At 42.8% G+C, this 26,934-nt stretch carries 27 protein-coding genes and 1 riboswitch; of the genes, 16 read left to right on the forward strand and 11 right to left on the reverse strand.

Translation table 11 applies throughout. The features are described from left to right. Nucleotides 1-36: 36 nt before the first annotated feature. Nucleotides 37-1,167, reverse strand: a complete 1,131-nt coding sequence (locus tag B5X77_RS10420; RefSeq protein WP_079507836.1) for a histidine kinase N-terminal domain-containing protein — start codon at nt 1,165-1,167, stop codon at nt 37-39. A gap of 237 nt (nt 1,168-1,404) precedes the next feature. Next, a riboswitch (TPP riboswitch) is annotated at nt 1,405-1,511 on the forward strand. 105 nt (nt 1,512-1,616) lie between these two features. Here B5X77_RS10420 and thiT point away from each other — a divergent pair. From thiT to B5X77_RS10445, 5 genes are all read left to right on the forward strand, one after another. Continuing rightward, a complete protein-coding gene (gene thiT, locus B5X77_RS10425) occupies nt 1,617-2,213 on the forward strand; it encodes an energy-coupled thiamine transporter ThiT (protein WP_079507838.1) in 597 nt (198 codons plus the stop codon). A gap of 304 nt (nt 2,214-2,517) precedes the next feature. After that, nucleotides 2,518-2,742 carry a FeoA family protein gene (locus B5X77_RS10430; RefSeq protein WP_079507840.1) on the forward strand — a complete coding sequence of 75 codons (225 nt, stop codon included), beginning with the start codon at nt 2,518-2,520 and terminating at the stop codon, nt 2,740-2,742. Next, nucleotides 2,742-4,751: a ferrous iron transport protein B gene (gene feoB / locus B5X77_RS10435; RefSeq protein WP_079507842.1), complete on the forward strand. Its 2,010-nt coding sequence runs from the start codon at nt 2,742-2,744 to the stop codon at nt 4,749-4,751. Before B5X77_RS10430 ends, feoB begins: the two co-directional genes overlap by 1 nt. Before the next feature lie 21 nt (nt 4,752-4,772). Next, complete coding sequence (locus tag B5X77_RS10440; RefSeq protein WP_079507844.1) at nt 4,773-4,931, forward strand: FeoB-associated Cys-rich membrane protein; 159 nt, start codon at nt 4,773-4,775, stop codon at nt 4,929-4,931. Between the two features lie 227 nt (nt 4,932-5,158). Next, nucleotides 5,159-5,623 carry a helix-turn-helix transcriptional regulator gene (locus B5X77_RS10445; protein ID WP_079507846.1) on the forward strand — a complete coding sequence of 155 codons (465 nt, stop codon included), beginning with the start codon at nt 5,159-5,161 and terminating at the stop codon, nt 5,621-5,623. A 33-nt stretch (nt 5,624-5,656) separates the two neighbouring features. On the opposite strand, the gene B5X77_RS10450 is transcribed toward B5X77_RS10445, so the two are convergent. After that, entirely contained in the window at nt 5,657-6,175 is a 519-nt protein-coding gene (locus B5X77_RS10450) for a universal stress protein (RefSeq protein WP_079507848.1), read from the reverse strand. Nucleotides 6,176-6,334: 159 nt separating this feature from the next. Between B5X77_RS10450 and B5X77_RS10455 the strand changes: the two genes are divergently transcribed. Both B5X77_RS10455 and B5X77_RS10460 read left to right on the forward strand, forming a co-directional pair. Continuing rightward, complete coding sequence (locus B5X77_RS10455) at nt 6,335-6,523, forward strand: hypothetical protein (protein ID WP_079507850.1); 189 nt, start codon at nt 6,335-6,337, stop codon at nt 6,521-6,523. A 505-nt stretch (nt 6,524-7,028) separates the two neighbouring features. After that, nucleotides 7,029-9,359 (forward strand): transglycosylase domain-containing protein, encoded by a 2,331-nt coding sequence (locus B5X77_RS10460; protein ID WP_218970314.1) that lies wholly within the window; start codon nt 7,029-7,031, stop codon nt 9,357-9,359. 310 nt (nt 9,360-9,669) lie between these two features. Here the strand turns inward: B5X77_RS10460 and B5X77_RS10465 are convergent, their stop codons facing one another. Continuing rightward, nucleotides 9,670-9,993: an HPr family phosphocarrier protein gene (locus B5X77_RS10465; protein ID WP_079507852.1), complete on the reverse strand. Its 324-nt coding sequence runs from the start codon at nt 9,991-9,993 to the stop codon at nt 9,670-9,672. Between the two features lie 273 nt (nt 9,994-10,266). On the opposite strand from B5X77_RS10465, the gene B5X77_RS10470 reads away from it, so the two are divergent. The 7 genes from B5X77_RS10470 to fumC all read left to right on the forward strand — a co-directional run bounded on the left by B5X77_RS10470 (nt 10,267) and on the right by fumC (nt 19,147). Beyond that, the gene (locus B5X77_RS10470; protein WP_079507854.1) at nt 10,267-11,547 is read left to right on the forward strand and encodes an MFS transporter; all 1,281 of its coding nucleotides are present in this window, start codon (nt 10,267-10,269) and stop codon (nt 11,545-11,547) included. A 312-nt stretch (nt 11,548-11,859) separates the two neighbouring features. Continuing rightward, a complete protein-coding gene (gene sigY, locus B5X77_RS10475) occupies nt 11,860-12,411 on the forward strand; it encodes an RNA polymerase sigma factor SigY (protein WP_079507856.1) in 552 nt (183 codons plus the stop codon). Next, on the forward strand, nt 12,377-12,724 hold the full coding sequence (locus tag B5X77_RS10480; RefSeq protein ID WP_079507858.1) for a YxlC family protein: 348 nt from the start codon (nt 12,377-12,379) through the stop codon (nt 12,722-12,724). Before sigY ends, B5X77_RS10480 begins: the two co-directional genes overlap by 35 nt. Further along, nucleotides 12,721-12,927 carry a sigma-Y antisigma factor component gene (locus tag B5X77_RS10485; RefSeq protein WP_079507860.1) on the forward strand — a complete coding sequence of 69 codons (207 nt, stop codon included), beginning with the start codon at nt 12,721-12,723 and terminating at the stop codon, nt 12,925-12,927. The genes B5X77_RS10480 and B5X77_RS10485 overlap by 4 nt, the downstream gene beginning before the upstream one ends. Nucleotides 12,928-13,561: 634 nt before the next feature. Further along, nucleotides 13,562-15,319 carry an ABC transporter ATP-binding protein gene (locus B5X77_RS10490; RefSeq protein ID WP_079507862.1) on the forward strand — a complete coding sequence of 586 codons (1,758 nt, stop codon included), beginning with the start codon at nt 13,562-13,564 and terminating at the stop codon, nt 15,317-15,319. Next, entirely contained in the window at nt 15,316-17,319 is a 2,004-nt protein-coding gene (locus B5X77_RS10495; protein WP_079507864.1) for an ABC transporter ATP-binding protein, read from the forward strand. Before B5X77_RS10490 ends, B5X77_RS10495 begins: the two co-directional genes overlap by 4 nt. 448 nt (nt 17,320-17,767) lie before the next feature. Next, entirely contained in the window at nt 17,768-19,147 is a 1,380-nt protein-coding gene (gene fumC, locus B5X77_RS10500; protein ID WP_079507866.1) for a class II fumarate hydratase, read from the forward strand. Nucleotides 19,148-19,264: 117 nt separating this feature from the next. Here the strand turns inward: fumC and B5X77_RS10505 are convergent, their stop codons facing one another. Beyond that, entirely contained in the window at nt 19,265-19,468 is a 204-nt protein-coding gene (locus B5X77_RS10505; protein WP_079507868.1) for an alpha/beta-type small acid-soluble spore protein, read from the reverse strand. Between the two features lie 356 nt (nt 19,469-19,824). Here B5X77_RS10505 and B5X77_RS10510 point away from each other — a divergent pair, with 356 nt between their 5' ends. Beyond that, nucleotides 19,825-20,067, forward strand: coding sequence for a hypothetical protein (locus B5X77_RS10510; RefSeq protein WP_079507870.1), 243 nt, complete (start codon nt 19,825-19,827; stop codon nt 20,065-20,067). A gap of 52 nt (nt 20,068-20,119) precedes the next feature. Here the strand turns inward: B5X77_RS10510 and B5X77_RS10515 are convergent, their stop codons facing one another. Both B5X77_RS10515 and B5X77_RS10520 read right to left on the reverse strand, forming a co-directional pair. Further along, nucleotides 20,120-21,220: an ABC transporter ATP-binding protein gene (locus tag B5X77_RS10515; protein ID WP_079507872.1), complete on the reverse strand. Its 1,101-nt coding sequence runs from the start codon at nt 21,218-21,220 to the stop codon at nt 20,120-20,122. Nucleotides 21,221-21,354: 134 nt separating this feature from the next. Then, entirely contained in the window at nt 21,355-22,254 is a 900-nt protein-coding gene (locus tag B5X77_RS10520; protein WP_079507874.1) for a PucR family transcriptional regulator, read from the reverse strand. 166 nt (nt 22,255-22,420) lie between these two features. On the opposite strand from B5X77_RS10520, the gene B5X77_RS10525 reads away from it, so the two are divergent. Then, the gene (locus tag B5X77_RS10525) at nt 22,421-22,681 is read left to right on the forward strand and encodes a metal-sensitive transcriptional regulator (RefSeq protein WP_079507876.1); all 261 of its coding nucleotides are present in this window, start codon (nt 22,421-22,423) and stop codon (nt 22,679-22,681) included. Nucleotides 22,682-22,762: 81 nt separating this feature from the next. Here B5X77_RS10525 and B5X77_RS10530 read toward each other — a convergent pair whose 3' ends face one another. The 5 genes from B5X77_RS10530 to B5X77_RS10550 all read right to left on the reverse strand — a co-directional run bounded on the left by B5X77_RS10530 (nt 22,763) and on the right by B5X77_RS10550 (nt 26,924). After that, complete coding sequence (locus B5X77_RS10530; RefSeq protein WP_079507878.1) at nt 22,763-22,948, reverse strand: hypothetical protein; 186 nt, start codon at nt 22,946-22,948, stop codon at nt 22,763-22,765. 61 nt (nt 22,949-23,009) lie between these two features. Further along, nucleotides 23,010-23,222 carry a YheE family protein gene (locus tag B5X77_RS10535; protein WP_079507880.1) on the reverse strand — a complete coding sequence of 71 codons (213 nt, stop codon included), beginning with the start codon at nt 23,220-23,222 and terminating at the stop codon, nt 23,010-23,012. 65 nt (nt 23,223-23,287) lie between these two features. Then, the gene (locus tag B5X77_RS10540; protein ID WP_079507882.1) at nt 23,288-24,478 is read right to left on the reverse strand and encodes a YheC/YheD family endospore coat-associated protein; all 1,191 of its coding nucleotides are present in this window, start codon (nt 24,476-24,478) and stop codon (nt 23,288-23,290) included. After that, nucleotides 24,475-25,842: a YheC/YheD family endospore coat-associated protein gene (locus tag B5X77_RS10545; RefSeq protein WP_079507884.1), complete on the reverse strand. Its 1,368-nt coding sequence runs from the start codon at nt 25,840-25,842 to the stop codon at nt 24,475-24,477. The genes B5X77_RS10540 and B5X77_RS10545 overlap by 4 nt, the downstream gene beginning before the upstream one ends. Then, entirely contained in the window at nt 25,839-26,924 is a 1,086-nt protein-coding gene (locus tag B5X77_RS10550; protein WP_176167299.1) for a YheC/YheD family endospore coat-associated protein, read from the reverse strand. The genes B5X77_RS10545 and B5X77_RS10550 overlap by 4 nt, the downstream gene beginning before the upstream one ends. Nucleotides 26,925-26,934: the final 10 nt, after the last annotated feature.

Consider the following 26,934-nt stretch of genomic DNA (forward strand, 5'->3'; position numbering starts at 1 on the left):
GACCCTGCCGGCACCGGCAGGGTCTTTTTATTATTTTTAGTTCTCCATCCTTATTAATGGCAAAAGCATGATGAATGAAGTTTTATCTGGCTCTGATGAGCAGGCAAGAATGCCTTTGTGCTTTTCAATTATTTCCCGGCAGACAAATAAACCGAGGCCTGTTCCAAGCGTTTTCGTTGTGACGAAGGGCTCGAAAATCGTCTTAAGCAAATGGTCAGGTATGACCGGGCCATTATTGGAGATTTCGATTTTTATATGGGTATCATTTACGAAGAAACCCTTAATCTCAATTTTAGGATCATCACGGTACTGACTCAAAACATCGATTGCATTAAAGATTATATTGATTAGGACTTGTCTGATTTCATCAGCATAGCCATACAATTCCATATCGTCGGCTACTTCCTTAATGATCTGGACCTTGGTGTCGAGAATGCTGGGGTACAAGAAATTCAATACTTCTTCAATCATTTTATTCAATGAGAAAATGGTTTTTTCTTTTCCAATGAGTTCTTTTTTAGATAAAAGCAAAAATTGGGAAATACGAAAATTCAGTTGTTCCAGCTCGCTTGATATGATATCAAGATACTTCATATCCTCGTGTTCAGATCTCAGCAGCTGGATGAATCCCTGGATTGAAGTCAATGGGTTGCGGAATTCATGAATGAAGCTTGATGTCATCTGGCCAAGCAACGTGAGCCTGTCCTTGTGAGTCGAATCTATGAATTGGTTTTTCTCCTCAATGATCTTGTTCTTTTGTTCGTTGTAATAGGATACTGCGTAATACAGGAAAGTATCAAAACAGTAATTGATGCGGTTGATGGCCTCTTGCATCTCATCCCATTCCATATTGAGTTTATAAAGGTGCTTGTAGAGTACAGAACGGCCTGAATTGACATTGTAGACAAAATCTCCGATATTGATATCAGCGCGTACCCTTTCTTCGCCTACCATAAAAGCAAGCTTTTGAAGGTGTTCCTCCAACTCATCATTTGTCTTTGAAAAAACAGAGAGAATAATTTCGTACATTTTCTCAGCGTTCTTACTTATTTTCTCTTTATATGGATCATCTTCTGAGACGATAATATTGACAGTCCAGTCAGCAATGAGCGGTTCTCTTTCACTAGTCAGGAAGCTAAGCAATCGGTTATCCGTAATTGGCAGCATTTCATTAAGTCCCCCAGTTTTTCTTTTCGGTATTAAAGATTCTAGGTAAAGTTCAAAAACCCTTTGTCGAATAATGAGAACATCCGAGGAAATGCGTCGAATAGAAAAAAACGTGACAAAAGACCGATATTTTTAGCAACTATGGAAGAGATTTGTCTATTCTAATTCGACATGTACTATATTTTAGACTTGTGATAAAATATAAGAAGTAGTATATTCATAGTGTAGAAATTAAATAATAACCACAAGGGGAGCTGCCATTTGCAGCTGAGAGTGAGCGCCCGAGTTCTTACCCTTTGAACCTGTTAGTTAATGCTAGCGAAGGAATGTGGATGCGATAGGAAAGCAATCTGGGAATCCTATAGATCCCCCTGATTGCTTTTTTTGTTTCTGAAGCAGAAAAGGCGTGTTGAAAACGGACCTCATTCTGAAAAGAAGGAGGAACAAAAATGAAACAAAAACAGACTCTATTTTTAGTGGAAATTGCGGTGTTTTCCGCTCTGGCTTATTTGCTGGATTTATTCTCCGGTTTTTTATTCTCAAGAATTTGGCCGCAAGGCGGTTCGGTATCAATCGCTATGGTACCGGTATTCCTGATGGCGTTCCGCTGGGGAGTTAAGGGAGGGGCAATCACAGGCCTCCTGCTGGGCCTATTGCAATTCATCCTGGGTTTCTCACAAATATTCCATCCAGTCCAGGGTTTCATCGATTATTTGGTAGCCTTCACTGTCCTGGGTGTTGCCGGTATTTTTGCAAGACAAATTAAAGAGAACATACAAAACGGGGACAGGAAAAAATGGATTGGTTTGATAATCGCTGGGACATTCATCGGCAGCCTGCTTCGTTTTATCGCTCATTTCTTTTCCGGATGGGTCTTTTTCGGAGTATGGGCGCCAGAAGGCCAGCCGGCGTGGCTTTATTCACTCATCTATAACGGAACCTATATGATTCCAAGTATGATTCTATCCGCCATTATCATCATCCTTGTCATCGGTTATGCTCCGTCAAGAATGGTTAAATCAACAACAGTAAGCAATAAAATATAATCTGCCAGGAGAGCTGACGAAATGTTCAGCTCTCTTTTTGCATTTTAATAAATGTGGGACATTCAACTTTAAAAATTGTCAATTGTATGTAGTTTTTTAGAATATAAGTATTTTGGGGGTTAATAGTGATTTATGTCACAGTGAGACTGGCTTGAAATTGATTAAATAAAGATAATCATTCTCATTTAGAAATTCGTAAAAAATTTTTCTAACTTAACAGTTGATGTAATTCCATTTCATATATGCAGGTATCATTTAAGGAAAAAACACCCTTTTGTAAAACTAAATGAAAAAGGTGATGGCGATGCTCGGAAAATTAAAGACTGGTGAAAAAGGCCGGATCATGAATATTGCTGGCACTGATAAATTTGTCAGAAGAAGATTGCTTGATTTGGGGATTGCAGAAGGAGCGGAAGTCTGTGTGAAATGCATTCTGCCATTTGGAGGACCTGTGATGGTGGAATCATGTGGACAATGCATCGGAATCCGGCGCAAGGAAGCATTACGTATTGAAGTGGAGCGAGTATGATGAATATTGCGCTTATTGGCAATCCGAATACCGGTAAAACTTCATTGTTTAATAATTTAACAGGTTCATATGAATATGTTGGCAACTGGAGCGGAGTGACGGTCGAAAAGAAAGTTGGTCTTTTCAAAAATAAAAAAGATCAGCTTATTGATCTCCCGGGGGTCTATACCCTTAATCCGCTGTCAAAGGATGAAGGGGTGGTTACTAGTTTCTTTCTGGAGGAACCATTCGAGAAACTGCTCAATATCCTTGATGCTTCCCAATTAAGACGTAATCTGCATCTTACAATGCAGCTCCTTGAATACGGGGCACCGGTGATTATTGGACTGAATATGCTTGACGTCGCTAAAAACAGGGGCATCCAAATCGATGTTAAAAAACTTTCTGAATTACTGGGAACTCCTGTTGCACCTGTCGTGGCCAGGTCAGGAAAGGGCTGTAATGAACTCGCTGAGCTAGTGACAGATGAAGTGACCGGCACTGGCAAATCCATTATTGTCTATTATGGTAAAGCCATTGAGGAGGGAATCCTTCAGCTCGGAAAGAAACTGAATGGGAGGGCGAAACATCCAGTTCGCTGGCTCGCTCTTCAGCTATTTGAAGGCAATCCTTATGTAAGGACCTATTTAACTAACTATCTGCCATTGGAGGAAATTGATTCACTGGTTAACTTTGTTGCTGTTTCCAACCAGCAACAATCAGGCAGTAAACAAGCTCTTGACCAGGTTATACACCGTAAAAGAAGTGATGCGATCGATAATATTATATCTGCAGCCACAACCAGACCGGCCAATGAAAAAATCCCGCTGACTGAGAAAGTTGATATGGTAGTGACAAATAAATTCCTTGGTATCCCAATGTTTCTGGCACTAATGTTTATCATGTTCATGCTTACTTTTGACTGGCTGGGATTCCCGCTGTCAGATGCATTGGATGCATTTATATCAGGCCCATTGACAGTTGGTATCACGGCAGCTTTAACTTGGGCAGGCGCATCGTCTTTCATAAAAGACCTAGTGCTTGATGGAATTGTTGCCGGAGTAGGCGGAGTTCTTGTTTTCGTACCGCAAATCTTCATTTTGTTCTTTTTCATTTCCCTGCTAGAGGATTCAGGATATATGGCCCGTGTTGCACTAGTCATGGACCGTTTAATGGAATCAGTTGGCCTCAATGGGAAAGCGTTTATCCCGATGATGATTGGTTTTGGCTGTAATGTGCCGGGAATCATGGCTGCAAGGACGATTGAGACACCAAAAGAGAGACTAATGACTATTTTGCTGACACCATTAATGTCATGTTCAGCCAGGCTTCCTGTATACGCTTTGTTTGTCGGCGCATTTTTTACAGAGTACAAGGCAGCAGTCGTTCTTAGCTTGTATGTATTAGGTGTAGTAGTCGCCCTCATACTTGCGAAGGTTTTTTCCAAGACACTTTTGAAAGGGGAAACCTCTGTTTTCGTCATTGAACTTCCCCCATACAGAATGCCGCAGGCAAAAGCGCTTTGGAGAAGCACCTGGGATAAGGGAAAAGGTTTCGTGAGAAAAGCTGGTACATTCATCTTTGCTGGCTCTGTTCTGATCTGGCTGCTCGCATATGCTGGTCCTGAAGGTGCGAATGTCAGCATGGATGATAGCTATCTGGCACTTTTGGGGGGAATATTCGCGCCTCTGTTCGCGCCAATAGGATTCGGAACATGGCAGGCAAGCGCTTCACTTATCACCGGTTTTCTTGCAAAAGAAGCAATCATTTCAACAATGAATATCATTTACTTTGTCCCGGATGAAGCAAGTCTCCAGGGACTGCTGGCTGCTTATTATACACCATTGGCTGCGTATAGCTTCATGGTATTCATCCTGCTATATATTCCTTGTCTTGCAACGACTGCGACTATCTATAAGGAAACAGGCTCAAAACGCTGGACCGCTTTTTCGATTGCTTATGCATTGGTGATTGCTTATCTTCTGTCACTGGCCATCTACCAAGGCGGCATGCTATTGGGATTAAGCTAAAGTTGGAAGGAGGAAGGGTTCATGATTGCAAATATCTTGATCGGCGGGGCTATATTTGGATATGCCGGCTTGGCCTTTTACCGATTCATCCAGAAATCCAAAGAAGGAAAATGCGCAGCCTGCTCCATCCAAAGCTCCTGCTCAAGTAACTGCAGCGCAGACTATAAAAAAAACGTATAAAATAACAAAAAGAGTTTCGGATTGGTCATGTAATCCGAGACTCTTTTTGCCATATATAAAAGGCAGGCTAATACATTCAGCGGGGTTTAGATGATTCGTGTACGTCGAGTGCAAGGCGGGTTCACAGTACTTCATTTTGCAAAAGAAAAATAAAAAATAAAAATTAATTTGAATTTCAGGTAAATATGTGTAAAATTACACTAAAAGAACTTAAAGGAATGAAGCGGATGACCAGGGATGAAATTATAAACAGAGTTTCCGAGAAAGTAAGGGTCCTGAGGGCTGAGGTTGGCTATACTCAGGATAAAATGGCTGACATCATCGGAATCTCAAAAAAGACACTTGTCCAGATTGAAAAGGGCAGAGTCCAGGCAGGTTGGTCAACAGTCGTTACGATTTGTGCATTGTTCAGGGAGACGGAGACAATCCAGTTTTTATTCGGAAATGAACCTCTTGAGGTGCTTGAAACTATTGCACATGAAGGGACGGATTACAGGAAAGAGAAGACCTTGGGTGGTAAAGTCTGGTGGCGAGAAGTTGCCAGAAACAGCGGGTTTGTCATGCAGCAGAATATCCTGAGCCAGCATTACAGAATCCTTGATGAAGACGATTTCAGGATCTTCAGCAGTTTCGAAGAAAAGGAAACAAAGGAGCGTTTAAAGGAACTTGCTTCCGAAGCAATGAATAAATGATACCAAAACAGCAGCCGATGGCTGCTGTTTTGGTCATTTTGCTATAAGCACATGGCAATGAGCGTTATTTGTCACTTTTTGGCTTACTCCCCCAAGAAGCTTCCGTTTAATCCCTTCATTTCCTGACTGGCCGATAATGATTAAATCCGCATTTACATCCCTCGCGAATTCCAATATACCTTCCGCCGGGCTGCCGTCGAGGATTGAGAAATCAGTTTCGATATTGAGAGCATTCAGCTCAGACTTAGCATTATTCAGAGCTTGTTCAGAACTATGTGTAATAATTGCATGTTCTGATTTGCCAAGAGAACCTTGCTCCGTTGCTAACGGCGGTACTTGAATTCCATCTGCAGGCAAGCTGTTTATAGGGAGGGGCTCAATTGGGCGGTCAGTGGATTCCACCAGCTCGCTTTTTACTTTCTCTTCATAAACATGACCGACAAACAGCTTGGCTCCATCCAGGTTTCTCGTAAACTCCTTGGCTAATTGAAGGGCTTTTCTAGCCCCCTCCGAATCATCGTAAGCGAGGACAATATTTTTGATTTCAGGCATATTAATCTACCTCCAGGTTGGAACTTCTTATTTAGTATCCATTACCCCATTTCGAACCAGAAATAACTCTCTAAAATAATCCATCCTACCCACATAAAAAACCAAAACCTGGCGAATTTTGTTATAAATGTTATATATTTTAGATAGGGAGTGGCCGACATGGGATGGGATTCTCAAAAGGCAATGCATCCGACAATACGTAAATGCCTGCAACACCTCGATGTCATTCAAGCTGATGATAAAACGAAGCAAATAGTATATATGTACATGGAGACACTTCTTCGGGAAAGAGATTTATTAGCAGTCAGCAAGGAACAATCGATAGAATCACAGATTCATAACCAGTAGCCGCAATTAATAATTTCTATTATAAACACCGCAGAGTTCTGACGAATTTTGCGGCTTTTTATGTTTGTATCTAAGGTGATACCATCTCGGTTCGGGCATAAGGACGTCTCACCCTTCAGCTTTTGTTTGAAGTACAGCCAAGTTCGGCCAAAGCAACGTCTCAAGTACTGGGTTTTGTCCGAAGTACGACGAAGTCGGGCAAAGCAACGCTTCAACCTCATACATTTGTCCGAACTCAGGTGGGAAGAGGGTTTAGGTATTGGCAGCGGCTATTATAAAAACTGGCACAAGGCAATGTATTACTATAATAATGTTATTTAGAATCCAAAGGCCAATCGATCAATCGGTTGGCCTTTTATATCTCTTTATGTCTATTTTCCTTGTAATTAGCCAATATGTGTTAATCCCTTTGAAAAATGGGTAAAAGAAAGTGTCATATTTCTAAACTATTTTTAAAAGGTTGGGGTGCTCAGTGAGCAAAAATTCAATATTAACACGTTTTTTAATGGGCTGGAAGCGGCTGCATATGAACCAGGTACTGGTTTTGTCTGTTTCTACAGCAGTACTGGCATTCTTAAGTTTTTTTCATGTTTATTCAGAGGGGGCGGACATCAGTGCTTTGAATGATGATATGGCGCAGGCTACCGTCATCTATGATGCTAGCGGAGAGGTTGCCAGCAAGATTTCGGCATTGAAAAATGAAGGAATCAAGATAGAAGATGTTCCTGATCATGTTAAGAACGCTGTTATTGCTATCGAGGACCACCGTTTTTATGAACATGATGGAGTCGACCTTGTCGGGATTTCGCGGGCATTTGTACAGAATGTTAAGGCGGGCAGTATTGTTGAAGGCGGAAGCACGATTACCCAGCAGCTGACAAAGAATGCTTTGCTCTCAAGCGAAAAGACATATAAACGAAAGCTCGAAGAATTTTTCATGGCGAGGGAAATCGAAAAGCAATATTCCAAAGATGAAATCATGCAAATGTACTTAAATCGTATTTATTTCGGTAATGGTTCATGGGGAATCAAACGGGCAGCAATGGGGTACTTTGGCAAGGATGTGAAAGACCTTTCAATAAGCGAGGCAGCTATGCTGGCAGGCTTGATTAAAGCACCGTCAGCGCTGGATCCAAACAAGAATTATGAAGAAGCAGTAGAAAGAAGAAATATTGTACTGCAAATGATGAAGACTCATGGGTTTATTAAGGAAGAAGAATATAAAGAGGCAGTTGCCGAAAAGATTGTATTGAATGAAAAGGGCGGAGATCCATTGCGCGGCCGCTATCCATATTATGTAGATCATGTCATTGATGAAGCCATCAAAAAGTACGGACTGACCCAGGAAGAAATTCTCACTGGAGGACTGCAAATCTATACTGAGCTGGATGTTACAATGCAATCAGCTGTAGAAGCGACTTATGCGAAGGATGAACTGTTTCCGAAAGGAACAGAAAAACAGATGGTCCAAAGCGGAGCAGTATTGGTCGATCCTAAAAATGGAGGCATTCGTGCGCTTGTCGGCGGCCGTGGGGAGCATGTATTCCGTGGTTACAATCGTGCAACTCAATTAAAAGCCCAGCCCGGCTCTACAATGAAGCCACTTGCTGTATTTGCGCCAGCGCTTGAAGAAGGCTGGGGTATTACGGACATGCTGAAGGACGAAGAAACAGAATTCAAAGATTACAAGCCTCAAAATTACAATGATGAATATAAAGGCGAAGTCCCTATGTATGAAGCATTAAGAGATTCATTGAATGTACCAGCTGTATGGCTGCTGAATGAGATAGGCATTGTTAAAGGGATGGAATCGGTACAGAACTTTGGCATTAACCTGGATCCTAAGAATGATCGAAATCTTGGCCTGGCGCTTGGTGGATTATCCACTGGGGTCTCACCGGTAACCATGGCAGAAGCCTATTCCGCTTTTGCCAATAATGGGGAGCATCATGAAACACATGCAATCACGAAGATCGTTGATAAGGAAGGCAATACAATAGTTGAGTACAAGGGGAAAAAGAGCAAAGCGGTGTCAAAAGAAACTGCACAAAAAATGACGACGATGCTAATGGGTGTTGTGGAGGATGGAACAGGAAAAGGGGCAAAGATTCCTGGCAGGGAGTTAGCTGGGAAAACAGGATCTACCCAGGTTCCGATTGAAGGAGTCAAAGGAACAAAAGATCAATGGTTTGTGGGCTATACCCCACAACTTGTCGGTGCAGTATGGGTTGGTTACGACAAGACAGATAAAGAGCACTATTTAACCACTACCAGCAGTGAAGGTGCCGCTCTGGTATTCAAGGACTTTATGTCAGAGGCTTTGAAAAATACAAAAGCACAATCCTTCAATGTTCCTCCACTTTCAAAATATATAGATGAACACAAGAAAGAACAGAGAGCCAAGTCAGTGAAAGAGCTTGAATCAAGGATTAAAAAGGAATCAGAAAAGCTTAAGAAGCAATGGGAAGAAGCAAAAAAGAAGCAGAAAAAGAATAAGGAAGAACCTAAAAAGGAAGAAACCACTGAACCAGCTCCTGCGTCAACAAATACCGGCAATAGCAATGGTACCAGTGAATCTGGTAATACAAACGACACCGGAAGCGAAGGAGATACCGGAGGTGAAGGAGATACCGGAGGCGAAGGAGATACCGGAGGCGAGGGTGATACCGGAGGCGAAGGGGAAACCGGAGGTGAAGGGGATACCGGAGGTGCAGGCGACACCGGGGGCGAAGGTGATACCGGAGGCGAAGGGGATACCGGAGGCGAAGGGGATACTGGAGGCGAAGGTGACACAGGTGGCGAAGGCGACACCGGCGGAACCAAAAACGAAGGGTAATAAGATTGAAAAAACTGATGCACTATAAGTACAGCGCGGGGAAACCTGCGCTGTTTTTCGTCGATTCGTAGTCTACTAGAATGTCAAGAATTTCTTTTCTCTAGTAACCCTTTAGTTTCATTCAGTGCTGAACAACCGTATTCTGGCATAAAAAACAGGCTATCAAAGGTATGATCTTTGATAGCCTGTTTTATAAATATAATTAAATTAATCTTAATATGAAACCGATTACGACGATTGCGCCGATAATCATTAGGATTGTTCTTACCACGAAACTTCACCTCGACTATTGTATGATCTCGAATTGGAATTATATTTGGAAAGATTCTGTAGTTTCGATCAGTGCCTTACGTTTAACGCGAAGTACAGAAGCTTCGTTTGTTAACAGTTTTGTCAGCTGGTTTAATTTTGGTTCTACATCCGTACCTTCCATAATAATTTTTAAAGTTGTATTTGGTTCTACAGTCAGCAGGAATGATACCAGTTTAGATAATGATGTGGCTTCGACTGCTTTCTGGCGGCTGTACAGATAAGTAGCACCGTCCAATTTTTTAGCGGCCTGATAGATTTCAAGCATTTTTGTCATAGTGAATCTCTTTTGAACCATTACATTTGATGACATAATCTCTTTCATTTATATAAACTCCTTTAATTAAACTTTTTAAGTAGGTTAGTTGAATAATACCCCGTAAATACGGCCTGAAAACCTGCAAAGTGCAAAATGGGCAATGTTGGCATGGTTGACTATAGAAAACTGCAGACCCATAAGCAATTAAATGAGCATCGGTCCAGAGTGATACTGTAATCCGTCTGAGGATGGAGAAGGAAACGGCCAGGAGAGCGTTTATTAGTATTCTGCATTTACGATACCATGAGAATACTATATAAGATGCGAGGAGAAAGGCTTATGAAAAAATTTGCGGATATTTTCAGGAACAGCAGTTTCACCAAGTTATTTTTGGCGAACTTCACTTCCCAAATGGGCAGTACAATTGGCCTAACAGCTTTCATGTTTTATTTGCTTGACCGTTTCAGCTCCCAGCCAACCTTTGCGACGATAACAGAGTTGACGTATTCTTTGCCGATGCTGGCGGTATTTTTTATGATCGGGGTTTTTGCAGACAGGATGGACCGGCAAAAAATAGCGGTTTATTGTGATTGGATTAGCGCTGGTTTATCGATCACATTAATTGCTGCAATCTATGTCGGCTGGATGCCATTGGTTTTTGGGATGCTGTTCTTGAGAAGTGCGATTCAAAAGTTCTTTTTCCCGGCAGAGCATGGAATGGTTCAGGGAATACTGAAAAAAGAGGATTATACTGCAGCTGCGGGATTGAACCAACTGGTGATGAGTCTATTTATGCTGTTCGGGAATGGTCTGGGAGTCCTTGCTTATTGGTCCATTGGTATTTACGGCGCTATTTTGATCGATACAATTTCGTTCATCATCAGTGCCTTGCTTATTCAGAAAGCTGAGATTCCGCTGGAAGCGAAACTTCCAAATGGTTCTCATAAACTAAAGGAACTGAATATCAAAATGGTTTTCAAGGATTTCAATCATGGGTTTGCCTATGTACTGAGCAACAAGTTGCTATTTACATTGATTATCGGGTTCTTCATTTTCGGCATCGTCAATGGCGGCTTCTCCGTCATGCCGATTTTTATTCTGAAGTATAAACTTGCACCAGAATCTTACGAGCAATATTCAATCGTGATTGGTTTCGTGTTTGGGATTGGAGTACTGATTGGCAGCCTAATCGCTTCATTGCTTTCACAAAAGGTTAAACTCTACCATCTTATTTCGGTAGGGCTTATTCTCTCCGGAAGTTTCACGGCGCTTGCTTCACTTCCAAACAATATTTATCTTTTCCTTGGCGTTCTCTTCATCTCTGCTCTGGCATTGCCGCTTATAAACATTGGGATTGGAGGGTGGCTCCCCAGCATTATCGATCCTAAAATGATGGGCAGGGTTCAGGGGCTGATCAGCCCGCTTAATATGCTGTCACATTCATTGATGCTTGCTTTCATTGCCTATAGCTTCCCAGTTCTGTTGACAATTGAAATGCTGTATTGGATCGTCGGCGGCTGTCTGGCGATTGTGGGGATATTTTATTTGATCGTCCTGCCGAAATTGGCGGAAGAGAATGGTACTGTAGTGGAAAATACTGTCACAGAATCTGGAGTCTAAAGGAAGTCCTCTAAGGACTTTCTTTTTTTGGCTTCACTCGTCGGACCTTCCCTGGCACTCAACGGGCTAGAACTGCCGCCTTAAATCAAGGAAAGCTATGAAGCAAGGCAGCGCACCTGACTTGAGCAGCTTTGGTGAGGACCCAGCATTTAGGGGTGCATAGCTTGTCGGGTGGTGGCTTCCCAAGGCGCTTGCGTTTTTCTTAACAACTAACATTTTTTTTGAACGATACTTTACTTAGACCGTCTTATGAATAAATAATAAATGAGAGAGATCATTTTTCGGGTGGCGGGGAAAGCGAGGCATGCTTTTATGGATGAGAAAGAGCTAATCACAAGTGCAAAAAAAGGTGACCACCGTTCGTTTGCTGTGCTGTTCAGGAATCATTATCCCCTGCTGGTAAAATACCTGATGAAAATTACGATGAATCCTGACATGTCTGAAGAGCTTGCGCAAGCAACTATGGCAAAATGTGTGGAGAAGATTCACTTATTTAATGGCCAATCAAAATTTTCATCGTGGCTTATCAGCATTGCGACAAATATGTATATCGACCAGCATCGAAAGAAAAAGCGCGAAAAAGAGTGGAATGAAGGGGAAGCAGCGTCCCGAAAGCTTCAATGGTATATGGAATCAAAGAACGAGGAATGGACAGATGCACTTGCTGCAATCTCCAGGCTGAATGATGAGATGAGGATCCCGCTAATTCTTAAGCACTATTATGGGTATTCGTATGATGAGATAGGTGAAATTCTTAATATTGCCGCTGGTACTGCGAAGTCTAGAGTCCACCATGGGCTTTTAGCCGTTAGAAGGGAGCTGAAAGTAGATGAAAAACCAAAAAGGAATCTCGTCAAACGATGATCAAATGGATAAGGAATTTTTTGAAACCATCAGTGCTATTCAAAATGGACTGGATAAACTGGAATCCATGGACTTATATACTCCTGATGAAAAATGGTTTGGACATATGGTGCTGAGACAGCAGGAGATTCAAAAAAAGAACTTCCTCCGGGAGCTGACTTGGTTTATATTGAGTGCCATGCTTATCCTGACAGTTGTTATTTTCACCTTGCTAGAACTGCCGATACTATTCCTTATGCTCCAAACTGCTACAGTAGCCATTGCAGGTTTTTTTGGCTATAAAGGAATGCAAAAGCAGGTGGATACACGATGAACGAGGAATTGTCACCTTTCATGCTCGCAGTCGTTGCAACAATCTTATTGTCGCAGAGTATTTTTTTGTTTACCAATGCCAGGAAGCATGGTCACAATCACTGGCTATGGGGAATTCTGGGAATGATCCAGGCACCAATGCCGCTTCTTGTTTACTTACTTTTTATCCGAAAGGTTTGGCGCAAGAAAAAAGGAAATATTTGAAATGATGAAAAATAGTGAAAAATTAGAATTGACATTGTGGCAAGTAAGGTGATAACCTTACAAAGGAATGGAAAAAATATCTAAAAGGAGGGTTACGGACATGATCATTGTAACAATTGTAAAATCAGCTCAATTGAATACAAGTAACCCATCCTCTTTTTGTAATTGTTTCTAATCAATTTTCTCTGTGATCAAGCAGGCATGGGTTGCGCATCCGCGTGACGTATGCCTTTTTTGTCTTTATCAAGTGATTCAAGACATATCGCATGCCGCGATATGTCTTTTTTCATGTACAGAGGGCTTCCATTCCAAATTAATAATAGGAGGAACCAAAATGGCAAACGCAAATGTAAAGAAATTAGTAAAAGAAGAACATCTGGAAAGCGGCTAGTCAGTTTTTTTGTGTAGTACAGGGGTTAAATTTTATTCCGAGAAATGTCCAGCTCCAGCGTCTAGCCCCTCGAGTCGCTTCGGTCCGCCCAATGAAGTCAATGAACGACTTCACCGGTCGGCCCTCCGAGGCACACTACGTGCTAGACCCGCCAGCTACAGGACGTGGCGTTATCAGGCGGGCAGCGCTGGTCGGGGCTGAACAAGCCGCTTGCGCTTTTCGAGGAGAGGAGAGTGACTGACAATGTTATCGGTATTAACAAAGTTAAGCTGGTTTTTTAAAGAAAACTGGAAAAGATATAGCGTTGCTATTACATTGCTAATCTTTGTCGGAGTACTTGATGTACTGCCGCCAAAAATCGTCGGTATGGCCATCGACTCAATTCAGCTTGGAGCCATGAATGAGGCGTTGATTTTCAAATATATTGGTTCACTGGTTCTCATTACGGTAGTATCGTATTTCCTTACTTATATTTGGATGTATCAATTATTTGGCGGTGCCTTCCTGATTGAGCGGAAGCTAAGGAGCCGCTTCATGAGACATATGCTGAAGATGACGCCGACGTTTTTTGAAAAAAACCGGACAGGTGACTTGATGGCAAGGGCGACGAATGATTTAAAGGCCATTTCAATCACCGCAGGTTTCGGTGTCCTGACTCTAGTTGATTCAAGCGTTTTTATGCTGACGATTGTGCTCACAATGGGCTTTTTCATCAGCTGGGAGCTGACTCTTGTCTCCATTATTCCGCTGCCAATCATGGCTTATCTAATCAATATATACGGGAAAAGGATTCATTCCAAGTTCACTTCAGCACAGGATGCGTTCGGCGAGCTGAATGACCGGGTGCTGGAATCCGTATCAGGAGTCAGGGTCATCAGGGCGTATGTGCAGGAAAAAGCGGATGAATCCCGGTTCCATGAATTGACGGAAGATGTCTATCGCAAAAATATTGAAGTAGCAAAAATCGACTCTTTATTTGAGCCTACGATTAAAATCCTTGTCGGATTAAGCTACCTGATCGGCCTGGGTTATGGCGCCATCCTCGTATTCCAGCAAAAACTGACGCTGGGAGAGCTGGTGAGCTTTAATGTATATCTCGGCATGCTCATCTGGCCAATGTTCGCAATCGGCGAACTTATCAATGTCATGCAGCGGGGCAACGCTTCTCTTGACCGCCTGAATGAAACGTTATCCTACAAGGAAGACGTTGCAGACCCGGTTAAACCAGTGGAGGGCAACGAACCGGACAATTTACAGATGTCAGAGCTAACGTTCAGATATCCTTCATCCAATGTGAATAATCTTGACCATATCAAGCTGCAACTGAACCGCGGCCAAACGCTGGGAATCGTCGGGAAGACAGGCAGCGGAAAAACAACCCTGATTAAACAGCTGCTCAGGGAATATCCAGAAGGAAGCGGGAACCTGCTTGTATCAGGTGTTCCTATCCAGGAACACAGCCTCAGGCAGACCAGGAACTGGATGGGCTATGTACCACAGGAAAACATCCTGTTTTCCCGGTCAGTAAAAGAGAATATCCTGTTTGGAAACCCGCTGGCATCCGAGAAAGAATTGCAGGATATCATCGACCTGGCTGCATTCCGAAAGGATTTGGAAATGTTGCCTGAAGGCCTGGAAACACTTGTCGGTGAAAAAGGGGTTGCGCTATCCGGGGGACAGAAGCAGCGGATTTCCATTGCGCGCGCTTTGATTAAGGATCCGGAAATCTTGATTCTAGATGACTCGCTTTCGGCTGTCGATGCCAAAACAGAGAAAAAGATTATCGATAATATTCGCCGGGAGCGGAATGCAAAAACAACCATTATTACTACACACAGATTGTCTGCTGTGGAACATGCAGACCATATCGTCGTCCTTGAAGATGGAAGAATCGTTGAAGAGGGTACTCATGAACAATTAATGAAAGCTCAAGGCTGGTATTTCACTCAATATGTCATGCAGCAGGTAGAAGCAGTCGAAGAGGAGGTGCACTCCGGATGAGTACAGGAAAAAGACTGTTCCGATATGCGTTAAATTACAAAAAAATGATATTAGTTGCTTTGGCCATGCTTACTGTTGCAGTCGCCGCGGATCTTGCTGGCCCATTCATCGCCAAGCGGATGATTGACCAGCATATTTTAGGGATTGAATCAGTCTGGCATGAAAGTGAAGCAGACAGCGGGTCTGTACAATACAAAGACAGCTATTATACAAAAAAAGCGATGAAGGGGCAGATAGTTTCTGCCCGGATCCTTCAGGTGGGGAGAAATTTTGTTTTTGTTGATTCCGAGATTGAATTTGACGGCACTCGGACTTATGAGGATGGAATTTTGACAATCAATAAAGGTTCCAGGGCAGTCCAGTATGAAGCTGAACAGCTTTCTGGCAAGGAGCTGATGAATTTTTATCGGCCTGAAATCCCAAATATCATTAAGCTGCTGGCTTTTTATTTCGGCTTGCTGGTCATTGCGTCGATTTTCCAATATGGGCAGAGGTTCTATTTGCAAAAATCTGCCAACCGCATCATCCAGAAGTTGCGAGAGGATGTCTTCGGGCAGATCCAGCGGCTGCCTATTAGGTACTTTGACAATCTTCCTGCAGGAAAGGTCGTCGCAAGGATCACAAACGATACAGAGGCAATACGGGAACTTTATGTAACGGTTCTGTCCACATTCTTTACAAGTTTCATCTATATTACCGGCATTTATATTGCCTTGTTTATTCTGAATGTCAAGCTTGCGGCAATCTGTTTGCTGTTGTTGCCAATTCTTTTCATCTGGGCAAAACTGTACCGCAAGTACGCATCAAAATATAATCATGTTATTCGCTCACGGGTAAGCGACATCAATGGAATGATCAATGAATCAATCCAGGGAATGAGCGTCATCCAGGCATTCAGCCGGGAAAATGAAACACAGAAGGATTTCGAGAAACTGAATAATGAGCATTTCACTTATCAAAATAAGCTCCTGAACCTGAATTCGACAACCTCCCATAACCTTGTCGCGGTCTTAAGGAACATCGTCTTCGTCGCGTTTATCTGGTATTTCGGCGGCGAATCTATGCAGCCGTCGTCTGCTATTTCACTGGGGATGCTTTATGCTTTTGTTGATTATATCAACCGTCTTTTCAATCCTGTGCAGGGAATCGTTAATCAGCTGGCTAATCTGGAACAGGCATTAGTTGCCGGTGAGAGAGTTTTCAAGCTGATGGATGAGGATGGGATTGATGTCAGCGAGAAAGAGATTTCACGCTATAAAGGAAATGTCGTTTTCGATCATGTTTCCTTCGGTTATAAGGAAGGCGAAAATGTACTGAAGGATCTCAACTTTGAAGCCAAACAAGGGGAAACCATAGCACTAGTCGGTCATACCGGTTCGGGAAAAAGCTCGATAATGAATCTGCTGTTCAGATTTTACGATCCGCAGGAAGGAAAAATACTGATAGATGGCATGGACATATCTGAAATGCCAAGGCAGACCCTGCGAAAGCATATGGGTATTGTCATCCAGGATCCCTTCCTTTTCACCGGAACAATTGCTTCTAATATCAGTCTTGACCATCCCGCAATCTCCCGCGAAGCAGTCGAGAAAGCATTGGCTAGCGTCGGAGCAGACCGGGTTCTGAAAAACCTTGAAAATGGTTATGATGAGCCAGTGATTGAGAAGGGCAGTACGCTTTCGAGCGGGCAGAGACAGTTGATTTCTTTTGCCAGGGCTTTGGCATTCGATCCAGCGATCCTGATTCTTGATGAAGCAACTTCGAGCATTGATACCGAGACCGAAGCGATTATCCAGGAAGCAATGGACGTTTTGAAGGAAGGGAGAACTACCTTTATCATTGCACACAGGCTGTCGACGATCCGGAATGCTGATCAAATCCTTGTACTGGACCGCGGCCGGATTGTGGAAAAAGGCAATCACGACCAGCTGATGGACTTGAAGGGCAAGTATTATCAGATGTACCAGCTCCAGCTGGGAAACAAACCGAAGGCTGGATAAAATGGATCCACACTCATTTGTTAATGAGTGTGGATTTTTTAGGATGGGAACATCATAGAGAAGGAGAATGTGCGATAACTCACTTAAGTTCGTGTCTTTGTCACAGAATGTTCCGAAACCCCCGTGATGTCTCAAGTATTGCTGTGGTACTTTAATAATAAAGAGATTGATTTTCAGGAGGTTGTTAAGATGGCAGAGTTAACAGTTACCTTAAGCATCGCTAGCATCATGATCCTGGGCTATTATATCGGTTATGCAATTTATAAGGCATAACCCAAAGCAAAAATAGACATAATGAAAAGCGGAAGCAGCACTCATGACTGCTTCCGCTTTTTTTCGTCTGCTTGAAGGCGCTTTTCTGTAAATTCTTCTTTAAAACAGGTATCCTATAGGCGAAAATGTTTTAAATGTTTAGATAAGTTAATAATTAGATTGAGGAGGGATCGTTTTGTCAGATTTTCGGATCGAAAGGGATACAATGGGCGAAATCAAGGTGCCGGCAAATAAATACTGGGGCGCACAAACGCAGCGGAGCAAACAGAATTTCAAAATTGGCACTGAAAAAATGCCAATTGAAGTCATCTATGCTTTTGCAGAAGTAAAGAAGGCCGCAGCCAGGGTGAATTCCGCTTCTGGTAAGTTATCAGAAACAAAAGCGAAGGTAATCGAGGCGGCTTGTGATGAAATCCTTGCCGGGCAATTCGATGAGCACTTTCCGTTGGTCGTATGGCAGACAGGCAGCGGGACTCAATCGAACATGAACGTGAATGAAGTAATTGCTAGAAGGGCGAACGAACTGCTAGCAGAACAGCAGGCAGAAGAAAACGTCCATCCAAATGACGATGTGAATATGTCACAGAGTTCAAATGATACATTCCCGACAGCGATGCATATTGCCGCTGTGAAAAAGGTCACCGGTGAAGTTTTGCCTGCGCTGGAACTTTTTAAGGATACGCTGAAGAAAAAAGAACTGGAATTCAATGAGATCATTAAAATTGGCCGAACACATCTCCAGGATGCTACCCCATTAACATTGGGGCAAGAAATTAGCGGTTGGAGAGCGATGCTGGAAAAAGATGAACAGATGATTAATGATGCTCTCAAGTACGCAGGGGATCTGGCCATTGGCGGTACGGCCGTCGGTACAGGAATAAATGCGGCGAAAGACTTTGGAGATCAGGTAGCAGTCAAGCTGTCTGAGCAAACTGGGGAAACATTCCGTTCTGCACCAAATAAATTCCAGGCCCTGACATCCCATGACGAGATTGTGTTCCTTCATGGAGCATTAAAAGCATTGGCCGCAGACTTGATGAAAATTGCCAATGATGTGCGTTGGCTTGCCAGCGGCCCGAGAAGCGGAATTGGAGAACTCTCCATACCGGCAAATGAACCAGGCAGCTCGATTATGCCAGGCAAGGTCAATCCAACGCAAAGTGAGGCATTGACTATGGTGGCAACACAGGTTTTTGGAAATGATGCAACAATCGGATTCGCGGCAAGTCAGGGGAATTTTGAGTTGAATGTGTTTAAACCTGTGATCATTTATAATTTCTTGCAAAGCGCAAGACTTCTGGCAGATGGAATGAGATCATTCAATGATAACTGTGCAGAAGGCATTGAGGCGAATCTGGATGTCATTGCCGGCCATGTTCAGCGCTCACTCATGCTTGTTACATCTTTAAATCCGCATATTGGCTATGTAAAAGCAGCCGAAATTGCCAAGCTTGCCTTCAAGGAAAACACAACATTGAAGGAAGCTGCAATCAAGACAGGATATTTAACAGCAGAACAATATGATGAATGGGTCAAGCCAGAAAAGATGATTTGATAAGGCAGTTATTCAAGGAACTAAAGGACTGGGCAAATTTCCGAACGAATGTGCACAACGTAAAGGCCCCCTTATGAAAGGGGGCCTAAGCCATTCTATTTTATTGTTAACTGCTATTTAGCGAATAGATCCGCCAAGTTGTTGCTCAGCCATTTGCACAAGGCGCTTAGTGATTTCTCCACCAACTGAACCGTTAGCGCGAGAAGTAGTTTCGCCGCCAAGCTGTACGCCAAATTCTGAAGCGATTTCGTACTTCATTTGATCTAGAGCTTGTTGAACACCAGGAACTAATAATTGATTAGAGTTGTTACTGCTAGCCATTAATATTTCCTCCTTCGTGTTTTTCAAAGTTGTATTTGGGTTAGTATTGGATTCGAACCAATCATGGCTCTTGCCATGCCTCCTGGTTTAACCCATGATGAGGAGTTTGGCTGGGCTAGCCGGATTTGCACCGGCGCGCGTTATAGCTGCCTACTAAGGCTTAACCCAATATCGTTACTTGTTTCTGCAGCTGCGTTTTCTCTGCTGCTGTTTTATTAATAACTAGTATGTTTTGTTCTGAAAAGTTTATGCGCTGATGATATAAGGTAATTAATACCAATATTATCACCCCACATAACCATTTTTAATCAACACACACTATCTATAACAGCAGGTGAGGAAAGGAATGAAGAAAGATGGGGATGTGCCCGATTTGCAATGGCTTCAGGACCATTACTCCTCCATGCCCAAACTGCAGCAACAGCATGGAGAACAATGGAAGGGAAGCAGACTATTATGATGATTACAGTCCATATATGCCGATTGACCAAATGAAGCTTGAGGATGGGTATCCTGCTGATTTTGCAGAGGAGCAATGCCCTCATTTGTTTAAATGTCCAAACTGCGGGGCAAGCGAGGTATTCTTAATTGAAGAATGAATCATGCATGTAGTAAAAAAAAAGCAACCGCAATGGTTGCTTTTTTTCTCCATTATGGGCGGATCCTAACTTCTGTTTCTGCATCGAAGAAGTGGACTTTGTTCATGTCGAATGCTAGTTCCATTACTTGTCCTGGTTCTACATCGGTACGTGAATCTACACGAGCAACGAAATCCTGGCCTTCAAATTGTGAGTAAATCATTGTTTCTGCACCAGTCAATTCGGATACTTCAACTGTTGCTTTAACAGTTGAACCCTGTGAAGCATCAATGAATACCGGCTCATCATGAAGATCCTCTGGTCTAACGCCAAGGATGATATCTTTGCCGACATATCCTTGTGAGCGAAGGACTTTCATCTTTCCTTCTGGAATCGCGATTGACGAGTTATTGACAGTGAATTTACCCTCTTCAAGCTTACCATTGAAGAAGTTCATGGAAGGAGAGCCAATGAAGCCGCCTACGAAGACATTTTCCGGGTTTTCGTAAACTTCTTTTGGAGCTCCAACCTGCTGGATCACGCCATCCTTCATGACAACAAGGCGAGTTGCCATTGTCATCGCTTCAGTCTGGTCATGGGTTACATAAATAGTAGTTGTGTCCAGGCGGCGGTGAAGTTTTGCGATTTCAGCACGCATCTGTACACGAAGCTTTGCATCAAGGTTTGATAAAGGTTCGTCCATCAAGAATACTTTTGCGTCACGGACGATTGCACGGCCCAAAGCAACACGCTGGCGCTGGCCGCCGGAAAGTGCTTTTGGCTTGCGGTCCAGGTAAGGCTCAAGACCAAGAATCTTCGCTGCCTCTTTAACTCGGCGGTCAATTTCGTCTTTCGGAAACTTGCGAAGCTTCAATCCGAAAGCCATGTTATCGTAAACCGTCATGTGCGGATATAGTGCATAGTTCTGGAAAACCATTGCGATATCACGATCTTTTGGAGGAACGTCGTTCACGCGCTTTCCATCGATGTAGAAATCACCTTTTGAGATTTCTTCAAGACCTGCGATCATACGAAGTGTCGTAGATTTACCGCAGCCAGATGGTCCAACGAATACAATGAATTCTTTATCCTGGATATGAAGGTTGAAATCCTCAACAGCAGTTACTTTGTTATCATAGATTTTATAAATATTGTCTAATTTTAACTCGGCCATTTTTTAAGCCTCCCTGATTGTTTGACTACAAGAACAGTTTAGCGAAAATGCCATTCATTTATCATCGGCAGGATGCACAAAAAACATGAAAGCCCTTTTATGCAGTTTGTTCAAAGAATATGAAAGCGCTGGCCTTATCGCATTTCAACATAGAGGCCGGAAAGATAAACCATCACTGCCGCATCAAAATCCTTTAAGTTCACTCCGGTTCTTTCCGTGAACTTGTCCAATCTGTACTGGAGGGTATTTCGGTGAACATACAATTTTTTAGCCGCAAGTGAGACATTAGAATTGCTTTCAAGATACATCTTGATAGTAGCCATTAATTCTTTCTCTTCACTAAATGCCTCGAGTATCGAATAGCTAAGTATATCCTTCAAATGATCAGGCAGTTGTGATGCCAGCAGCCTGGGGAATGCCTTTTCAAATGTGTACACATCTACTCGGTTTGTAAGTTTTAATAAATCATGGAATACCTGTTTTTCTCTGGCAAAAAAATGCGGGAGCTGATCTGATACTTTTTGGAATTTGCCGATATAAAAAGAGATTTTTATAAAAAAATCACTTTCGAAAGTAGAAGAAATCGACTGAACCTCGTCGGCATCTTCCACTATTTCTTTCTTTTCCTCAATGATGATGCCGTAAGAGTCCTTAAGCCATAGTATGATATGATCTGGAAAAAAGCCTTTTAATGCTTCATTAATCTCCTCTGTATCCGGGTGTGTAGCCTGAAGCTTGAACTGGATGAATCGGATTTCATCACTTTCAACAGAAGGTAATGCACCATCATGAAAAAGAAACGAATTCCAGACATGAGCTGCACCAGCGATTGCGGTGTGTTTTTCAGTTTCAATTAAGTGAAGCAGATGTTTCATCAGATCAAGCTGGTCTTCAGAAATACTCTCCTTTGGAATACTGATCCAGGATGGTTCGCTGCCGCTGTTTTTGAACCAATAATAGTCAGGAGATGGATTGGCTGGAAAAGTATTGTGCGTGACAGAATAAGGGAAATAAGCTAGTATTTTATTAATCATATAAGTATCCTCAGATTTAATTTGATAAAAGCTGACATTTCTTTTATTATAACAGGTGAAGCTTTTAAAAGTGAATTCATCAAAGTGCTATGAATCGGTAGATAAAAGGGAAGAAAATGGGTAAAATAGATACAATACGGGGTACCGTAAGAGAGAGGTGCAGGAAATGGAATACACACCAGAAATGAAAAACCGTCTAAAGCGTTTAGAAGGCCAAGTCCGCGGCGTTATTCGCATGATGGAAGAAGAGAATCACTGCAAGGATGTTGTCACACAATTATCTGCAGTCCGTTCCGCAGTAGACCGTGCGATTGGTTTTATCGTTGCAAAGAACCTGGAATCATGCATCACTGAAGCAGCAAAGGAAGGCAAAGAAGCCGACGAAGCGATTAAAGATGCAGTAAATATGATTGTAAAAAGCAGATAAGACACCAGCATCCTTTTGGGGATGTGGTGTCTTTTTTTTACGCAAGTCCGCGCGTATATATGGTTGAGGGGTTAGCTGATTTTATTCATTAGGCGGGTCCTCAGGGGGGAAATCATGGCTTTCTTCAATATTCGGGGTACTGTCCAATCGATGGACCGATCCGCCTGCCATTCCCTCATTGATGATTCTGTCGACATCTACATATACTTTGTCCCGACCTTCATTTTGCAGGTCATCAGCGAACTTCTTTTCGGTCTTATGTTTCATAATTTCCTCCTTCAAACACTTTTAAGCTTAGAATGTCGGAAAGGATTGAGAAACATACACTTTATTTGTCATAGACATGGAAGAGCATCAGCTCATGTATTTGCTCTTTCAATTGGCCGCTATACTCATCGGAAGGCTGTTCAGAGGTCCATTGAATTTCCCCATTTTGATGGTAGATTCCGGTGAACTTCTGCTTTTTAAAATAAAAGGAAAAATGCCAGCCGGGCATTTCTTTATTTTCAAATAATGATTTGAACTGGAAATGAGTGATCAATTCGATTCCCCCTAATAGATTATATCTTCCACTATTATATAGTAATAGTGGAAGAGGGAGGACAATCAATCTGAAAATCCTGTTTTTCTGAAAAATAAATCCACAAGTGCAATGATTCTTTTTTCTTCAATTTGCGGCTCATCAAAGCTCATTGGCTTCGAGTTCACTTCATAGATTACATACTTGCCGTCTTCCGTAAGCCCCGCATCGAGGGAGAACTCTCCGAAATAGCCTAATTCCTCTGTCAGCATCATGCCGATTTCCCTTACAGCCCAGGCAAAAAATGCATCATGCCTGGGATTCTTCACCGTTATATATGGGAGCAGGCTTCCCCCGTTCGGGATGTGTGTGGTCAAATCTTGTTTCTCGGATTGGCGGATGCCGATGCCTGTTACTTCATATCCATTTTGTCCGTCATGTGCATGAACACGAAAATCGAATCGTTTTCCATCTATGGCTGCAGGCCTGACTTCTTTCTGGGCGATATAATCGTATTTTAACAGCTGCTTCGACTTCGCATTCCAAAATTCCGTGATCCCATTATAATGGTGGCGATGTGAATGGCTCTCGAATTCAATCTGCCAATTCCTCTGCCGGATGCGGAAAATACCAATGCCCTTGGAGGAAGATGAGGGTTTAAGATAGATTCCCTTATGTTTATCAAGAAAAGCATCCAGCTGGTTCAGAGATTTAACAGATATGCTTTCGGGCATAAGCTTCCTTAATTGGTCATGGCTTGCAAAAAGATGGTATAACTTGTTTTTATTTATGAAGGCTGGATTGAAAAAAGGGATGCCGAGGGCAATCAGGTAGTTCACAGCATCTTTGAAAGCCAACTGTTGCTCTGCCTTCCTGTACGGTACCCGGTTAAAGACTAGATGAGGCAATGGCGTTTTTATAGGTATCCATTTTTGAGTATCAGGTAAAAATGTAACACCGGTCAGACCATCTTTGACGATCGTTTCCGGAGGGAATACAACGGTCATTCCATTACGCTTCGTTATTTCTGTTTGCAGGGCTTTGAATAATGAACCATTGCCTGCAAGCGACATATTTTTGCTGAAAGAGGTCATGATTCCAACCAGTGGCCCTATATTTCCCAGCTTGTTTCTTAAGGAGAATGGCTGTGTGTCGTGAAGAAGTGTGTTTGAAGGAGTGGAAGGCAGGCTGATTTTATTAAAGCCAAAGCTGATTTTACTGCCAGCTTTGGCTTCATATGTCCATTCCTTCGATTCGGTATGATAGCGAAGGTTCATTGAAAAAGGTCCTCAGGTGCAGTAATCGCTTTTTCGGCTAAAAATATGCCGAATGAAAGGGACAGCTTCCGTGTAAGAAAATCGAAATTTTTTAATTTCGGGTGCTTGAAAATTGACCGCCCCGGTTTCGAATTTGCTTCAAACAGCCATACTCTTCCTGATTTATCAACACCCAAGTCAAAACCAATCTCGCCAATGATACCTTCCATATTTTTTTCTAAAATGGAGCTAAGGAGCAGGGCGGCTTCCGTAAGCTTCTTTTCACATGACTCCCGCTCAGCCTGATCCTCGAAGAGCTCGTCAAGCGATTTCACGATTCCGCCGTTGTTCACGTGAGTCGTCACACTGCCCTGGCCGGCGATTTTAGCGGCAATTGCTGCAACCTGCCACTTTCCGTATTCATCTTTGTTCGTATGAACCCTGAAATCAATCAGCCTTTTTTCCGATCTAAGCAGGCTGATGCCCTGCTGGACAATCATCTGGGATAGGTTCCGCTTGTAAAATACCTTCTTCATCAGTTTTTCAAGGCTGTCAAACTTCGTCAATTTATTAACCCCGTCCTGGCCGCGGTAACGGCAATAGTAGTAGCCATTATGCTTATCAAAAAGTATTTGATGGATTCCCAGCCCAAGGCTTCCATTGACTGGTTTGACATAGACATTCCCATAGTTGGAAAGCATTCTCTCAATAACCGAAAAAGAAGAAAATTGATGGGTTTCAGGCAGGTACACAACTGCGCGTTCATCCTGCTGAAGCCTTTCAAAAACGTCCAGCTTGCTGAAAAAACCCGGGTTATACCATGGAATCAGGTAATCTGTCTGCATTCTCGATTTCAAGCTTCTAAGCTCTGACTTTCGCTCAGTCCGCCTGTTCGGCAGCCGGTCGTATACTACATTAGGAAATGGGACTTTAATTTTCTCCCAACCGCCATCCACGAAAAAATAACCGTCAATCAAACCTTGTTCCCAGTCAATATGCTCTTCACCAAAGACAAATGGAAGGGCACCCACTGATTTATTGACCGAAAGGAGCTTGGCGAAGAACATCGATCTTTCACCAATTGGTCTTAACGGGTATGGAGTAAAGCCAGACGTAAGGATGCCAATAAGCGGCCCGATAAATAATGTCTGCTGATCGATAAAAATATGCAGCGGAATCGAAAGATCTGGCATGGAAAGTTCCTTCTGCACGTCATTGCTGAGCACAATCACATTCCTGCCTTTTGGGTGGGGTGCGGCAGTGACATCAAGCAGCTTGTTTCCGAAAGCTACTTTTCTGATTTCCTTGCTATTGGGAAGGTCGGCTGGGAGGAAGACGAGTTGCTTGGAATGGCTGATGATTTCAACAGGATATCTCTTTCTCATAAATGGTGTCCCTCTCTTTCTGGCAGAGTATCTGAAAGTGCCAAGGCGTATTCAAGCGGAGCTTTGTACAGAACGTCTTTCAGGTCTGGATGAATGGATGTGATAACTTTTCTGCCTGGCTTTGAATTCGTATCCAGCACCCACAGTGCTTTGTCTTTGGAAACACCAATATCAATGCCGAGCTCAAATAACCGCGGAAAGGAAGCTTCAAGGACTTCAGGAAGCACCGAGAGAATTTCTTCTAATTCATGTAAAATAAATCTTTTCGAACGGAAATCCAGTGAACCCTCGTAGTCTGCAAATGAAAGGACTTCACCGCCTGCAGTCAGATTCGATAAGATGCCATCTTTATGTCCGCGACGTATCCCTTTTCCTCGCAGGACCCATTGATCTTGCCGGTCCTTTTGCAGGAGCACTCTTATATCAAAGGGGCAGTTTTGTGAATCGGACAGTTCGAGATAAGGCTGCATCATATATTCGTGTTTGCTGCAAAGTCTATCGAGCCAGGACTCGGTCTCACTCGTGGAATTAAATATTTTCTCCGATAGGGTTCCATCAAGGTCAGCCGAGATTGTAAACTTTGTACCTGATAAATGAACTTTGTAAATACCCGCTCCGCCCGAGCCGAAAACTGGTTTTAAAATGGCCGGATTCCATTTTTTGAGTTGGTCTATTATCGATTTTCCTTCTGTCGCCAGGATGGTCTGGGGAATATATGGAGCAAGTGAGGACTTGGAAAGGACCTCATAAATGGCCCATTTATTTGGCAACCCGTTTCCTAGGAAAGAAATATCCTTCCGGTTTTTCAACCACTTCACAATTGACATGGATTGTTTCGATCCAGGGTCATTTGTATAAAAACAACGGTCGTATATAATTTTTGGCAGCGGGAATTCGGACCTTATCCATTTATCATTTTCGTGGTCGAATTTCTCTCCTGACACCTTTTCAGTAATCGGATGTATTTTTCCTGGTGAAAATCTGAAACAGGTGAATATGCCTGGATTTGCCTGTCTTGCAATTTCGGTAAAATAATTTCGCTCACTGTTTAATGATCGTGACATCATTCCGAATGAAATCATTTGCATATCT

Origin of the sequence: Mesobacillus jeotgali, from assembly GCF_900166585.1 — a bacterium.
Classification (GTDB): Bacteria; Bacillota; Bacilli; order Bacillales; family Cytobacillaceae; genus Mesobacillus; species Mesobacillus jeotgali_A.